Source organism: Bacillus sp. FSL R5-0512, from assembly GCF_038593295.1.
GTDB classification, from domain to species: Bacteria; Bacillota; Bacilli; order Bacillales; family Bacillaceae; genus Bacillus; species Bacillus safensis.
Window position 1 is genome coordinate 1,271,594 of sequence record NZ_CP151982.1, and the last position, 13,553, is coordinate 1,285,146.

Consider the following 13,553-nt stretch of genomic DNA (forward strand, 5'->3'; position numbering starts at 1 on the left):
AAGCAAAACCGGCTGACATCTTCAGTTATGCTGAGTGAGCAGAAGGAAGCATGATCATGACAGTCGTTCCTTTATTCACTTCGCTATGAATATCAATTGTTCCGCCATACATCGAAATGATTCGTTTACACACGACAAGCCCAAGACCTGTGCCTTTTTCCTTCGATGTAATAAAGGGGAGGAAGATGTGCTTTAACATCTCTTCTGGTATGCCTTCACCTGTATCCTCTACTTTAATGATGACATGTTCTTTTTCAGCTTCGATCACAATCTTCAAATGACCGCCGTTTGGCATCGCTTCTAAAGAGTTCTTTGCTACATTTAAAACAACTTGTTTAATATGATCCTTTGTGCAATACACGCCCACATCTTGAATCGTATTGATTTGCAAATCCACTTCAACATTATAAAGATTTGCCTCAGAGAAAACGATCGGCATGATCTCACTTACAATTTCTTTTACAGAGTTATTCTGCCATTTTTCTGCCGTTGGTTTTCCTAATACAAGAAATTCACTGACGATTTGGTTGATCCGTTTAATTTCTTCCTCGATGACAGAAAAATAGAGCTGATCTTCTTCTGAATGATACTTCTTTTGCAATAGCTGGATAAATCCGCTAATCCCTGTTAATGGGTTGCGAATTTCGTGTGCTGTACTTGCTGCGAGTGTTCCGATCAATTCAAGCTTTTGCGCTTCATTTTGATGACGCTCCTGCTGAGTTTGCCGCCTTAACACGATATATTGGACGAGTGTGAATAAAATATTTAATAAAATAAACGCACTGGATAAAGGGATGAGCATCACAGACAGCACTTCACTTGTTGAAGCACGCTGCGGAAAGACCTCCAGCTTCCAGCTGTTTTCATCTAAATATGTAGACACGGTGCTGCCGCCCTCGGGTACTGGCTGTGGACCGCTTGTAAAGACGACATGTCCATTTTGATTCAGCATCTTAAAATGAAGATCAGGGTTCAATACATTCATAATATTTCTTAAATAATCAATTTGAATGGCGGCAATTAGTACATTGGTGACCTCTTCGTTTTCATCGAGAACAGGCACACAAATGGAGAGAATCCGCTGTTTTGTAATTCGGCTTACATAGTTGTCTGTGATCACGGTCTGCTTGGTCACTTGAATGCGTTTAAAGTAATCTCTGAATGATAGGTTAATTTTTTCCTTTAACGGGGTGGTGCTTGCTGTTACATTTCCTTTTTTGTCTAGGAGATACAGACCTGAAAAACGAGGTTCTTGTTTATAGATTTTCTCTAGGATGTTTTGTACTTTTTTCGTCTCAAGCGGCTGGTCAAATCCCATGGCGAGGGAAGTTAATCTCGCTTCTGTTTCACTTATTAAATAATTCATTTGATTTTTGTGAATATTTAACATAAGTGTAGCGGTTTGTTTGTTCTTTAAATCGATTTTTTCAGTTTCTTTTTCATAGATAAAATAACTAATGATTAGGGTTGGAAGCATGACCAAAATAAGGTAAAGCCTGATCTTCTTCCAAAACCCTTTCAGTATACTCATCATTCATCGCTCCAACGTATTACCTAATAGACTTATTATAGCATTGAACCTATCTTTATTACGATGACTTGTGTGATTTTTAAAAAATTAGGTGATTCGTTCTGGTCTCATTTTCGTGCTAAAGATGGATCAAAATGTTGACATTTTACTTATTGTTTATTAATGTCACATTAGTGGGTTGCATTTCATAAAGGATGATAAAAAATGGAAAATCATAATGTTGAAAAATCATTGAAACTATTTATTGTATTATCACGTGCCTATCGCTCAATTAATCATCACATGAACAAACATATTGTGAAGCACGGGCTGAATCCAACTGAATTTGCTGTGCTAGAATTGCTGTATCATAAAGGTGATCAGCCGCTTCAGCAAATCGGTGATAAGATTTTACTTGCAAGCGGCAGCATCACGTATGTGGTTGATAAATTGGAGAAGAAAGAACTCCTCAGCCGCAAGGCTTGTGCAGAAGACCGCAGGGTGACATTTGCGCATATTACCAAGCAGGGACGAGCTTTGCTTGATGACATCTTCCCAGATCATGCGAAAGAAATTCATGAGATGATCAGTGTCCTCAGCGAAGAAGAGAAAGATGCCTGCATCGATATGCTCAAACATGTAGGGCTGCGTGCAAAGCATTTATATGATCATCAAGAATAAATAAAAAGGAAGCCGCTGGCTTCCTTTTCAGCGCGCAAGCAATCCCTCGCATTCAGTTGTCAGTCCTGCGTGCCGGTGCTCGTTCCTAGACTGCAAAGGTATTCTATCACGCTGAAAAGAAGACAAAGGGCTAAAATAGAGATCATTTTAGCCCTTTGTCAACAATCTGTAAAGAAGCCGCTGGCTTCTTTTTTTATTTCGCTTTTTTCTCAATCGGTAAAATGAGTACTTCTACACGCCGGTTTTTACTTCTGCCTTCTGCTGTATCGTTCGAGGCAATCGGTTTGAATTCGCCGTATCCTTTTGTACTAAAGTTCTCTTGGTTTAGATTGCTGTTTTCAAGAAGAATATTTAAAAAGTTCACAGCGCGAATGGCGCTTAAATACCAGTTTGATTCAAATTCTGAATTTCTGATCGGTACATTATCTGTATGTCCGCTAATGACAATGTCACGAGCAGGATTAATGACGAGCAGTTTTGAGATTTCTTTTGCTAACGGGACATCCTGAGGGCGAATAACTGCCCGTCCAGAGTCAAAGAAGATACTGTCCTCAATCGTAATGAGAAGACCTTCATCCGTAAGCTTTGTTTCGAGCTTTGAACCAAGTTTTTTATTTGCAATGAATGAATCGACCTGTTGTTTGACCTTTGTGAGAATCGCTTGGTCCCTAGCCTTTGCTTTGGCTTCTTCATCTTTCTCTTCCTCGGCTGCTTTCTTGACTTGGTTGCTGTTTTCAGTTTCTTCCGTGCTTTGCATACTGGATTGATCCATAACACCAGTACCGCCAGTAAAAACTACATTAAAAGACTTAGCCATCTGTTCATATTTTGCCGCATCAATTGAACTAGATGCAAAGAGCACAATGAAGAGGGCGAGAAGAAGCGTTAGTAGATCGGCATAAGGGATAAGCCAAGATTCATCTACATGGTCTTCATGATCATGGTTTTTACGTTTCCTAGCCATTTTGATTTTCTCCTTCTTCAATGACAAGATTTGCACGTTCTTTTGCTGGTAAGTACATAAGAAGTTTTTGTTCAATGACTTTTGGAGATTGACCTTCAAGAACAGAAAGAATACCTTCGATCATAATCAGACGAAGCTTTACTTCTTCCTTTGATTTACGCTTCAGCTTGTTGGCAAATGGATGCCATAACACATATCCGGTAAAAATCCCAAGCAGTGTGGCGACAAAGGCAGCACTGATCGCATGTCCAAGTGCTTCAATATCTCCCATGTTGGCAAGTGCGGCAATAAGTCCGACAACGGCGCCAAGTACCCCTAGCGTCGGAGCGTATGTACCAGCTTGTGTAAAGATTAATGCACCTGACTGATGTCGTTCAGACATGGCGTCAACTTCTTCTGTTAAGACGTCTCGAATAAATTCAGCACTTTGGCCGTCAACTGCCATGCTTAACCCGTTCTTTAGAAAATCATCATCGACTTCCTCAAGACTTGCTTCTAATGCCAAAAGACCTTCACGACGCGCAATTTGTGCCCAGTTTGAAAATAGAGGGATCATTTCTTGAATCGTTGGAAGCTGGCTGTCTTTGAAAATTTTGCCGAACAATTTTGGTGTTTTCTTAATTTCACTAGAAGGGAATGCGATGACAACAGCTGCAACCGTCCCAACAATGATGATTAATATAGCCGCCGGGTTGAGAAGAGCAGTTAGACTCACACCTTTCAAAACCATACCGACACCTAGTGCAATAAATGCTAAAATAATACCAATTAACGATGTTTTGTCCATTATCTCACCAAATCCTTTAACTATCTTTTTCTATAGTTAATATCGGTGTGTTCCAGAAGGGTTTTAGTCAGAATATAAAATTAAGACACTTTCTGTGAAGAATTTTTGACGAAAGCGCTTTCTATCTGCGTAAAAAGAAAACTCCCTCTCATATAAAGGGAGTCTCCATTTAATCGTTTTGAGCTGGTTCATCTAAATGAAGCAGCTCTTTTAATTTTTCTTCATACATGATTTTAACAAGATCGTAGCTCCAATTCATCATGTGATCCACCTCTTTTTCTTTTATCGTAAAGGAAAAGAGGCGGGGGAGCGTCGTCGTTCAGATGGAACTTAGACGCCGCAACATGATGGAGATGCATATCATCCTGAAGATGTAGTTATCCTTTTTTTACGACGATTTCGTCATGTTCAACATCCACAGTAAATCCAGAAAGCTGCTCCTCTTCAAGCAGGATCTCCGTCATTTGGTCTTCAACGTGCTCTTGGATGGTTCTTCGAAGTGGACGAGCACCAAATGCAGGGTGATATCCAAGCTCTGCGATTTTTTCTTTCGCTTCATTTGTGACATGGACTGTTAAATTCTGCTCTTTTAATTGCTCTGACAGCTCATTGAGCAGAAGATCAACAATCTTCACTAAATCATCTCTGTCTAATGATTCAAACTGAATGATGCTGTCAAAACGGTTCAAAAATTCTGGTTTGAAGTAGCTGCTTAGTGAATCAATGAGTGATTGTTCCTCAATCGCTTCTCCCTGATCAGACTGGAAGCCGACCTTGACCGTTTTATCTGCGCTGCCTGCGTTACTTGTCATGATGATGACTGTATCTTTAAAGCTGACCGTTCTGCCTTGGCTGTCTGTTAAGCGGCCATCTTCCATGATTTGCAGGAACATGTGCTGTACATCTGGGTGTGCTTTTTCGATTTCATCCAGCAAAATGATGCTGTATGGTTTTCTGCGCACTTTTTCAGTCAGCTGGCCAGCTTCATCATGTCCAACGTAACCAGGAGGAGAACCGATGAGTTTGGACACAGAGTGTTTTTCCATGTACTCACTCATATCTAAACGAATGATCGCATCTCTTGAACCGAATAATTCTTCAGCTAACGTTTTAGACAATTCGGTTTTCCCGACACCTGTTGGTCCAACGAAAAGGAAGGAGCCTGTTGGTCTATGTTTCGATTTTAAACCAGCTCTGCTTCTTTTCACGGCTTTCGCCACTTTATCAACCGCATGTTCCTGTCCAATCACTCGTGCTTTTAGACGGACGTCAATTTCTTTCATTTTGGTTTGTTCGTCTGCTTGGAGTTTCCCGACAGGAATGCCTGTTTTTTGTTCCACAATGGCCTGAATGTCCTCTGCTGTAACGATATGCTCTTTTTCAGTTGTTTTGTTTTGAAGTCTTGCTTCAATGGCTTCTTCTTCATCGCGTAGCTTCGCTGCTTTTTCATATTGTTCTTCTTTTAGCGCAGCTTGTTTTTCTGCGGCAATTTGCGCTAGTCGGTTTGTCAGCTCATCTTCACTTGCTGCATCAATGGAGAGGTTCGCTTTTGAACCAGCTTCATCCATTAAATCAATGGCTTTATCCGGCAAATGACGGTCTTGAATATACCGCGAAGATAATTGAACGCACGCTTTGATTGCTTCATCTGAATAGGTGACACCATGATAGGCCTCGTATTTATCTTGAATGCCTTTTAAGATGTCGATTGCTTCATCTTGTGTTGGCTCATCTACGATAACGGGCTGGAAGCGCCGTTCGAGTGCAGCATCTTTTTCAATTTGGCGATATTCTTTTAATGTCGTCGCACCTACTAGCTGCAGCTCGCCTCTTGCAAGGGCTGGTTTTAAAATGTTTCCAGCATCCATTGATCCTTCTGCAGATCCTGCGCCCACAAGAAGGTGGATTTCATCTACAAATAAGATGATATTTTTACGGCTTTGCAGTTCTTTGATTAACTGCTTCATTCTTTCCTCAAATTGACCGCGTACACCTGTGTTTGCGACAAGTGAGGAGACATCTAATAAATAGATTTGTTTGTTCTTTAATTTATTTGGCACATCGCCGCTCGCAATTTTGAGCGCGAGTCCTTCTGCGATCGCTGTTTTCCCAACACCTGGTTCACCAATAAGAACAGGGTTATTTTTATTTCTTCTATTTAAAATCTCAATGACTCTTGCGACTTCTTCATCTCGGCCAATGACTGGATCAATTAAACCAGCATTTGCTCCATCTGTTAAGTTACGGCCAAGCTCATCGAGTAAGCCTTTTTGCTTTGGCTGCTCCATGTTTGGGGCATGACTTGCTGCCTGAGAGAAGAATGAACTTCCTCCAAAAAGCTGAGGTCCCATTTTCATTTTTGACTGCTCCATCAAAGAGGTATAGCAGTCTTCACATAAAACCATTTGGCTCCGGGACGAATTTACTTGCATATTCAGGCGAATAGTTGCTTCATTTACTTGACAATGTTGACAACGCATTTGCCATGACCTCCTTAAAATAAAGTTTGACTTTATTTGACCAATGAATGTTAAAGAAAATGGTCTATTGTTTGACCATCTTTGACTATAGTATACTCTGACCTATTTTGACTTTCAACTGTTTTGCTCAAAGGGGAATAAAAATCCTTTTTTGCATTTAATCATGGTTTGTCCTTCTTTTCAAGGAACTTGTCTCATAGGATAAAAAAGAGACAATCGAAAGTGATGGGTGCGGAGGGGTCACATGAAACGTTCAAATGAATCCGCTTTTCAGCTTGCCTTTGTTTATGTAGGAACAGTGGTTGGAGCTGGGTTTGCGACAGGGAAAGAAATCGTAGAATTTTTTGTTCGTTTTGGCTGGATTGGACTATTAGGAATCCTGATTAGCGGTGTTATTTTTACTGGCCTTGGGGCAAAAATGATGCTGATTTCGAAACGAATCGAAGCAGAATCTTATCAAGATATGAACCGTTTTTTATTTGGCGCAGCTGCGAGTCGATATATTAATATTGTCATGTTTTTTATTTTACTTGGTGTCACCTCAGTCATGATTTCAGGCGCAGGGGCTATTTTTGAAGAACAGCTTGGCATATCGAAGGAATATGGGATCTTTTTGACGATCATTTTGAGCGTCATTGTACTCTTTAAAGGTTCAAAAGGGCTATTTGGAGTCAACGTCCTTGTCGTTCCAATGCTGATTTTCTTTTCAATGATCGTGTTTCTTGATTCATTTGTGTTTAGCAGCAGTGAAAGTTATGTTCTTGCGCTGCAAATGGGTGAGGGCGAGTGGATATTATCAGCCGTGTCATATGGTGCCTTTAATTTAGCACTGTCACAGGCAGTGTTAGTACCCGTCGCAAATGAAATGACCTCTGAAGCAGTCATTAAAAAGGGAGCGGTGCTTGGGGGCATCATGCTGACACTCATTTTGCTTGCTTGCTTCTTATCTCTTTCTTCATTAGATATGCTGGAGGCGTTTGATATTCCAATGGCCCAGGTAGTGTATCAAGTCGCAAACTCGATTCATCTCATTTATTTATTTGTCATCTTCGGTGAAGTTTTTACATCCGTCATAGGCAATTTATACGGGCTGGAGAGACAGGTGAGGGCATATATCCGAATGAACAGCATCTTTACGATATCACTTATTCTCATATGCTGCTATGTGATTAGTAAAATTGGTTACGGTACACTGATTTCAACGGTTTATCCGGTTTTTGGCTATGTCAGCATCTTTTTTATCCTCTTTCTTTGTCTAAAAAAAGTGCCTGCCCCGATAGTTAAGTAAAGAAGGGATAGCCTGCATGAAAAATATGTGGTACACTATCCTCTGTGAAAATTGAACAAAAATCCGTGAAGACGGGAGAGGTTCTAGCAAAACCCTCTATAAAAAACTAAGGACTTGCCGTATCCTTGGATGTGGCATTTTTTATTTTTTATGGCTGGGACACCTCATACACATGTAAAGGTGTCTTTTCTTTTGAGAAAAATAGGGGTTTTCAGGAGCCTTTCAGATGCAGTGTTGTACGGTTGTACTCATCTGCAAAAGGAGGAGAACAGAAAATGAAAAATGAAAAAGCAGTCGTTGTCTTTAGCGGGGGACAGGACAGTACGACATGTTTATTATGGGCACTTCAACAATTTGAAGAGGTAGAAACCGTGACCTTTCATTATAATCAGCGTCATCAAGAAGAAATTGATGTCGCCAAAAGAATCGCTGACAAATTAGGTGTGAAGAATCATCTGTTAGATATGTCTCTTTTAAATCAACTGGCACCTAATGCTTTAACAAGAGATGACATTGACATTGAGGAAAAAGAAGGAGAGCTTCCTTCCACATTTGTACCAGGAAGAAACTTAGTGTTCTTATCTTTCGCCTCTATTCTTGCGTATCAAATTGGAGCAAGACATATTATCACAGGTGTTTGTGAGACAGACTTTAGCGGCTATCCAGATTGCCGTGACGAGTTTGTGAAATCATGCAACGTCACAGTGAATTTAGCAATGGAAAAACCATTTGTGATTCATACACCACTGATGTGGCTGAATAAAGCAGAAACATGGAAGCTGGCAGACGAGCTTAATGCGCTGGATTTTGTGAAAAATGAAACGCTCACTTGCTATAACGGCATCATCTCTGATGGCTGCGGGGAATGTCCTGCGTGTAAGCTGCGGAAAAATGGCTATGACACTTATATGGAAATGAAGGAGGCGAAATAAATGCTTTCTCAAATCTATCCACAAACCGATCATCCATTTTCATTTGAATTAAATAAAGACATGCATGTTTCTGCTGCCCATTTCATCCCGCGAGAAGATGCGGGCGCATGCAGCCGTGTTCATGGTCATACGTACACCATCAATATCACGATTGCGGGAGACGAGCTAGATGAATCGGGTTTCCTTGTCAATTTCAGTACATTGAAAAAGCTCATTCATGGGCAGTACGATCACACGCTGCTCAATGATCATGAGGAATTCTCATCAAACGATCGATACGCGATGCCAACCACTGAGGTGGTAGCAAAGACCGTACATGACAAAGTCGCAGCGTATTTATCGACTTTAGCGAACAAGCCGGCATGTGTTCAGGTCTTTGTCAGAGAGACACCAACAAGCTATTGCATTTACCGTCCGAAACGAGTTGAGATCAATGGCTAAAGCGATTCCCGTATTAGAAATCTTTGGTCCAACCATTCAAGGAGAAGGAATGGTCATTGGACAAAAAACCATGTTTGTCAGAACGGCTGGCTGTGACTACTCGTGCAGCTGGTGTGATTCCTCCTTTACATGGGATGGCTCAGCGAAGCATGACATTCAGTGGCTTGAGGCAGAAGACATTGTCAAAGAATTAAAAAGAATAGGCGGACAGGCTTTTTCTCATGTCACCATTTCAGGGGGAAACCCAGCCCTTTTAAAACAAATGGAATCCCTCATTGATTTACTGCATGAAGAGGGAATTGATACAGCGCTTGAAACACAAGGGACGATGTATCAGGAATGGTTTTTGAAAATTGATGATTTAACCATTTCTCCTAAGCCGCCAAGCTCGAATATGAAAACAGATTTTACGAAACTAACACGTATTATAGATGAGCTGAAAAACGGAAATAGGTTGCAGCATGCTAGCCTGAAGGTCGTGATCTTTGACGATCGTGACCTAGCGTATGCGAAGGATGTTCATGCAAAATACCCTGAGCTTCCTTTTTATTTGCAGGTAGGAAATGATGACACGACGACAGCTGATGATGCGTACTTATTGACGCATTTATTAAAGAAATATGAAGCGCTTGTCGATCAAGTAGCGCAAGATCCAGACTTAAACCGCGTAAGAGTGCTGCCGCAGCTGCACACGTTATTGTGGGGAAATAAACGAGGCGTATAGAAAGGAAGAGATGACATGACGACAAGAAAACCAGAAGAATTAGAAGGTGTCACGCTACTGGGAAACCAAGGAACCAATTATTTGTTTGATTATGCACCACAAGTGCTTGAAACGTTTCCAAATAAACATACAAATAGAGATTACTTTGTGAAATTCAACTGTCCAGAATTTACCTCACTATGTCCGCAAACAGGTCAGCCTGATTTTGCGACAGTTTATATCAGCTATATCCCAAATGAAATCATGGTCGAAAGTAAATCGCTAAAATTATATTTGTTCAGCTTCCGTAACCATGGTGACTTCCATGAGGACTGTATGAACATTATTATGAACGACCTGATTGAATTGATGGATCCAAGGTATATTGAAGTTTGGGGCAAATTTACGCCAAGAGGCGGTATTTCCATTGACCCGTATACGAACTACGGGAAACCTGGCACGAAATATGAGGAAATGGCAGAATACCGTATGATGAACCATGATATGTATCCGGAGACGATTGATAATCGGTAATTATTCCGCTGTGTGAGACGGAGTGTGAAACGAATTGGTGTCACATTAAAGTGGAAAAAGTCACACCTGAAAATACTCATGGGAATTGTATGAAAAAGTGTGACCTGAGGTGCAACCTGAACTGTGACTTTTATGCAGTGAAAAATTGATAGTTCAGAAGCAGATTAAGGCGTACAATTTGTACGTCTTTTTTTTATCCGAAAGAAAAAATGCCTATCTAGAGATCAGAGGCATTAAATATTATGATCATATCTTCATTCATTGTTTAAAGTTAAGTTTCTGAACCTTCTCTTTAACATTTGAAACAGCTCATTTTTGAATTTCATCAAAGTTCTCCTGAATATAGTCCATGACACTTCTGATTAGAACTTCACTTTCAAAATTGACTATCTCATTTATTTCTGACTGTTCTTCATCTGTTAGGTGATGGTATTGATGTTGTATAGCATTTACTTCAGCAGCTACTTCAATCCTAACTTTAGTTGTTCTGGTTGTACAATTTCATATTCACCTTTTGCATACTCTTGCTCCGCATATTGGCTCCCCCATTGACAGAGCTCCTGCAAGATAGGTTTAAGAGATTCTCCAAGTTCAGTGGATGAATATTCAACCTTCGGCGGTACTTGATTATACATCTTTCTGGTCACAAGTCCACTGGCCTCAAGCTCTCTAAGTGTTTGAATCAGCATTTTCTGAGTGATATTTGGGATAATGCGCTTTAATTCACTCGTTCTCTTTGGTCCATTCATTAAAAAGTATAATACAAGGCCTTTCCATTTTCCGCCAATCACTTCCTTTGTCACTTCAAACCCGCAGCTGAATTTTTTCATGTCTAAAGCTCTCCATTCCACATTTATTACTTTTTAGTTACTATATCACAAAAAAGTGGGTACTTCCGATAATGTGCTTACTGAAGGATACTATATCTTGTAAGTTGTTCTTCAAGTACTTAAAGGTACTAGACATAAAATAATATGAATTCTAAAGGAGTGTTAAGTATGGGTAAATTTGAAGGTAAAATAGCACTTGTAACGGGTGGAACAAGTGGGATTGGTCTTGCTGCAGCACAAAAATTTGTAAACGAAGGTGCATATGTGTATATCACGGGACGTAGACAAAACGAACTTGATAAAGCTGTTAACCAAATTGGCAAGAACGTAACCGGTGTTCAAGGTGATATTTCTAAGCTTGAAGACTTAGACAAACTATATGACATGATAAAGCAGGAAAAAGGTAAGTTGGACATCCTTTTTGCTAATGCAGGCATCGGCAACTTCCTGCCATTAGGTGAAATTACTGAAGAGCAGGTTGATAGAACGTTCGACATTAACGTGAAAGGAACCATTTTTACTGTTCAAAAAGCGCTATCACTATTCCCGGACAAAGTAGGTTCTATTATTGTAACGGGCTCTACTGCTGGATCAATTGGCAACCCAGCATTTAGTGTATATGGAGCATCTAAAGCAGCATTAAGAGCACTAGTTCGCAACTGGATTCTTGACCTAAAAGGTACTGAAATTCGTGTAAATGTGGTAAGTCCAGGAGTGATTCTTACACCTGCATACGATGAGCTTTTTGGTGATGCACTTGAAGGAGCGATGGAAGATGCCAGAAATACTGTTCCAGCTGGAAAAGTTGGGACACCTGAAGAAGTAGCAAACGCTGTAACTTTCCTTGCTTCAGACGAAAGCAGTTACTTGACTGGTGTTGAATTGTTCGTAGATGGCGGGCTAGCACAGGTATAATGTCACTGCGAAGAGATTACAAATCGTCCCCAAAAAAAGTTAATGGGGATTTACTTGAGTCATATAAAAAAGTCGTTTTCCTGATGTCCTGAGTAACCACAAATGCTGCAAACTAAGTTTGGTGATGGATATGTAAAATGAGAAAAAAGGAAAAGACATGCCGGATGCATGTCTTTTTTTGCGAATCAACCATAAAAAAAGAGAAGAGTCATGTCACTCTTCTCATACGAATGGGAATAGAACTTGCTAGGACGGCTGGGGGCTACCAGCTCGTAAACATATTATACATAACAGAACGTACGTTTGTAAAGGGGGATCATGTTTTTTTGCTTATCTCATTTGATGTAAGATAAAATAAGGGCAATGAATGATAAATGGAGGCGTTTGAGTTGGCAAACAAAGAAGAACGGGCAGAGCAGCTGCTAATGGAGCTAAAGGAAGAGCTTCAAATGCTCGAACATCAAAACAAAGAACGGTATAAATGGAGTGCCTCCACATTGCTTGGAGTGATTGCCCTCTTGATTGATAAAGGAGTGATCACACCCGAGGAAGTCGAGATGTACAAGACGAAGGCGGAAATGCAAACCTTTCATACGCAAAAAGACTGACCCCTCTTTAAGTGGTATCAGTCTTTTTCATATGTGATTGTTCAAATAGAGCAAAGTTGTCAAACGAGCCAAATTTGCTTTATATATACGTATGTACCGATTGTCTGAATTGAGGATTGCAAATTAATGTACGGAGTCTTTGATGATTTTATAGTTTTTATGATTAACGACTGTTAGTGAATCCAGTTCTAGATCTCTATAGTTGTCCATAATGGTGACATCCACAATGACAGAGTTTTCATTCACTTTTTCAACTACACCTGTTAAACCATTTCTAAATTCGATCACATTTCCAATTTTTGCAATCTTCAACCGATCCCTCTCCTTTAAAAACAGATTTCATTCCCTATTAAAAAGTATTTTGCAATATTTTCATACCAATGTAAAGGATAAAGACGTTTTTGTTTTGTTTTCGTTGTATGCTCTTCTAACGAATGGTATATTTAATAATTGATCATGGCTGAAAAGGAGCGGTTTTTTTGACTGAAGAACAAATCCTCACAATCCTCGAATCTTTACGGAATGGGACGGAAAAACAGGTGGCCATCCAAAAAGATGACTTTTTAACGTTTCGTTCTGTTTTGGTGAATCAAGATGATTTTAAACATTTTCGCGGGATCGCCAAACATGGTGGAGATGTTATTTTTGAATATCTTACAGAAGCAAGAAGCTAAAGCTTTTTCTCATTGATGAGAGAAAGCTTTTTTATTTTCGTTCTTTTGTCACACTTCAAACGACTCTGATACATATGAAAAGAAAATGTAATAACCCATAATCAGGAGCATAAGGATGATGATAGGTGAAAAAGGGACCTTTTTAAGCGCTAACAATTCCATTTTATGTGCGCTCAACTAGGACATGCCATTTAATGACGGAATTT

General features: G+C 40.0%; 15 protein-coding genes and 1 riboswitch. Of the genes, 9 read left to right on the forward strand and 6 right to left on the reverse strand.

Annotation, left to right across the window (positions count from 1 at the left end; genetic code table 11):
- Positions 1–25 precede the first annotated feature (25 nt).
- A complete protein-coding gene (locus NSQ25_RS06460) occupies positions 26–1,531 on the reverse strand; it encodes an ATP-binding protein (protein WP_034281538.1) in 1,506 nt (501 codons plus the stop codon).
- 204 nt (positions 1,532–1,735) lie between these two features.
- Here NSQ25_RS06460 and NSQ25_RS06465 point away from each other — a divergent pair, with 204 nt between their 5' ends.
- Positions 1,736–2,191 (forward strand): MarR family transcriptional regulator, encoded by a 456-nt coding sequence (locus tag NSQ25_RS06465; RefSeq protein WP_034281539.1) that lies wholly within the window; start codon positions 1,736–1,738, stop codon positions 2,189–2,191.
- Positions 2,192–2,384: 193 nt separating this feature from the next.
- Here NSQ25_RS06465 and motB read toward each other — a convergent pair whose 3' ends face one another.
- The 3 genes from motB to NSQ25_RS06480 all read right to left on the reverse strand — a co-directional run bounded on the left by motB (position 2,385) and on the right by NSQ25_RS06480 (position 6,422).
- Complete coding sequence (gene motB / locus NSQ25_RS06470) at positions 2,385–3,155, reverse strand: flagellar motor protein MotB (RefSeq protein WP_326136509.1); 771 nt, start codon at positions 3,153–3,155, stop codon at positions 2,385–2,387.
- On the reverse strand, positions 3,148–3,942 hold the full coding sequence (gene motA, locus NSQ25_RS06475) for a flagellar motor stator protein MotA (protein WP_024424680.1): 795 nt from the start codon (positions 3,940–3,942) through the stop codon (positions 3,148–3,150). Before motA ends, motB begins: the two co-directional genes overlap by 8 nt.
- Positions 3,943–4,319: 377 nt before the next feature.
- The gene (locus NSQ25_RS06480) at positions 4,320–6,422 is read right to left on the reverse strand and encodes an ATP-dependent Clp protease ATP-binding subunit (protein WP_326136507.1); all 2,103 of its coding nucleotides are present in this window, start codon (positions 6,420–6,422) and stop codon (positions 4,320–4,322) included.
- Positions 6,423–6,666: 244 nt separating this feature from the next.
- On the opposite strand from NSQ25_RS06480, the gene NSQ25_RS06485 reads away from it, so the two are divergent.
- From NSQ25_RS06485 to queF, 5 genes are all read left to right on the forward strand, one after another.
- Positions 6,667–7,710, forward strand: coding sequence for a hypothetical protein (locus NSQ25_RS06485; RefSeq protein WP_326136506.1), 1,044 nt, complete (start codon positions 6,667–6,669; stop codon positions 7,708–7,710).
- Positions 7,711–7,781: 71 nt separating this feature from the next.
- Positions 7,782–7,826: riboswitch (PreQ1 riboswitch) on the forward strand.
- Between the two features lie 159 nt (positions 7,827–7,985).
- The gene (gene queC / locus NSQ25_RS06490; protein ID WP_024424683.1) at positions 7,986–8,642 is read left to right on the forward strand and encodes a 7-cyano-7-deazaguanine synthase QueC; all 657 of its coding nucleotides are present in this window, start codon (positions 7,986–7,988) and stop codon (positions 8,640–8,642) included.
- Complete coding sequence (queD, locus tag NSQ25_RS06495; RefSeq protein WP_034281544.1) at positions 8,643–9,083, forward strand: 6-carboxytetrahydropterin synthase QueD; 441 nt, start codon at positions 8,643–8,645, stop codon at positions 9,081–9,083.
- Positions 9,076–9,807, forward strand: a complete 732-nt coding sequence (gene queE, locus NSQ25_RS06500; protein ID WP_034281545.1) for a 7-carboxy-7-deazaguanine synthase QueE — start codon at positions 9,076–9,078, stop codon at positions 9,805–9,807. Before queD ends, queE begins: the two co-directional genes overlap by 8 nt.
- A gap of 15 nt (positions 9,808–9,822) precedes the next feature.
- On the forward strand, positions 9,823–10,320 hold the full coding sequence (queF, locus tag NSQ25_RS06505) for a preQ(1) synthase (protein ID WP_024426839.1): 498 nt from the start codon (positions 9,823–9,825) through the stop codon (positions 10,318–10,320).
- 461 nt (positions 10,321–10,781) lie between these two features.
- Here queF and NSQ25_RS06510 read toward each other — a convergent pair whose 3' ends face one another.
- A complete protein-coding gene (locus tag NSQ25_RS06510; protein WP_326136505.1) occupies positions 10,782–11,150 on the reverse strand; it encodes a winged helix-turn-helix transcriptional regulator in 369 nt (122 codons plus the stop codon).
- A gap of 168 nt (positions 11,151–11,318) precedes the next feature.
- Between NSQ25_RS06510 and NSQ25_RS06515 the strand changes: the two genes are divergently transcribed.
- Both NSQ25_RS06515 and NSQ25_RS06520 read left to right on the forward strand, forming a co-directional pair.
- Positions 11,319–12,065, forward strand: a complete 747-nt coding sequence (locus NSQ25_RS06515) for a glucose 1-dehydrogenase (RefSeq protein ID WP_111927283.1) — start codon at positions 11,319–11,321, stop codon at positions 12,063–12,065.
- Between the two features lie 389 nt (positions 12,066–12,454).
- On the forward strand, positions 12,455–12,673 hold the full coding sequence (locus NSQ25_RS06520; protein ID WP_024424687.1) for a hypothetical protein: 219 nt from the start codon (positions 12,455–12,457) through the stop codon (positions 12,671–12,673).
- A gap of 123 nt (positions 12,674–12,796) precedes the next feature.
- Here NSQ25_RS06520 and NSQ25_RS06525 read toward each other — a convergent pair whose 3' ends face one another.
- Complete coding sequence (locus NSQ25_RS06525; protein WP_003211747.1) at positions 12,797–12,985, reverse strand: DUF2187 family protein; 189 nt, start codon at positions 12,983–12,985, stop codon at positions 12,797–12,799.
- Between the two features lie 167 nt (positions 12,986–13,152).
- Here NSQ25_RS06525 and NSQ25_RS06530 point away from each other — a divergent pair, with 167 nt between their 5' ends.
- Positions 13,153–13,347, forward strand: coding sequence for a hypothetical protein (locus tag NSQ25_RS06530; RefSeq protein WP_034281552.1), 195 nt, complete (start codon positions 13,153–13,155; stop codon positions 13,345–13,347).
- Positions 13,348–13,553 lie beyond the last annotated feature (206 nt).

Coding starts and splice junctions, on each gene's coding strand:
- NSQ25_RS06515 (WP_111927283.1), top strand. CDS start 11,319: ATGGGTAAATTTGAAGGTAAAATAGCACTTGTAACGGGTGGAACAAGT.
- queD (WP_034281544.1), top strand. CDS start 8,643: ATGCTTTCTCAAATCTATCCACAAACCGATCATCCATTTTCATTTGAA.
- NSQ25_RS06510 (WP_326136505.1), bottom strand. CDS start 11,150: ATGAAAAAATTCAGCTGCGGGTTTGAAGTGACAAAGGAAGTGATTGGC.
- NSQ25_RS06485 (WP_326136506.1), top strand. CDS start 6,667: ATGAAACGTTCAAATGAATCCGCTTTTCAGCTTGCCTTTGTTTATGTA.
- queF (WP_024426839.1), top strand. CDS start 9,823: ATGACGACAAGAAAACCAGAAGAATTAGAAGGTGTCACGCTACTGGGA.
- queC (WP_024424683.1), top strand. CDS start 7,986: ATGAAAAATGAAAAAGCAGTCGTTGTCTTTAGCGGGGGACAGGACAGT.
- NSQ25_RS06460 (WP_034281538.1), bottom strand. CDS start 1,531: ATGAGTATACTGAAAGGGTTTTGGAAGAAGATCAGGCTTTACCTTATT.
- NSQ25_RS06480 (WP_326136507.1), bottom strand. CDS start 6,422: ATGCGTTGTCAACATTGTCAAGTAAATGAAGCAACTATTCGCCTGAAT.
- motA (WP_024424680.1), bottom strand. CDS start 3,942: ATGGACAAAACATCGTTAATTGGTATTATTTTAGCATTTATTGCACTA.
- queE (WP_034281545.1), top strand. CDS start 9,076: ATGGCTAAAGCGATTCCCGTATTAGAAATCTTTGGTCCAACCATTCAA.
- motB (WP_326136509.1), bottom strand. CDS start 3,155: ATGGCTAGGAAACGTAAAAACCATGATCATGAAGACCATGTAGATGAA.
- NSQ25_RS06465 (WP_034281539.1), top strand. CDS start 1,736: ATGGAAAATCATAATGTTGAAAAATCATTGAAACTATTTATTGTATTA.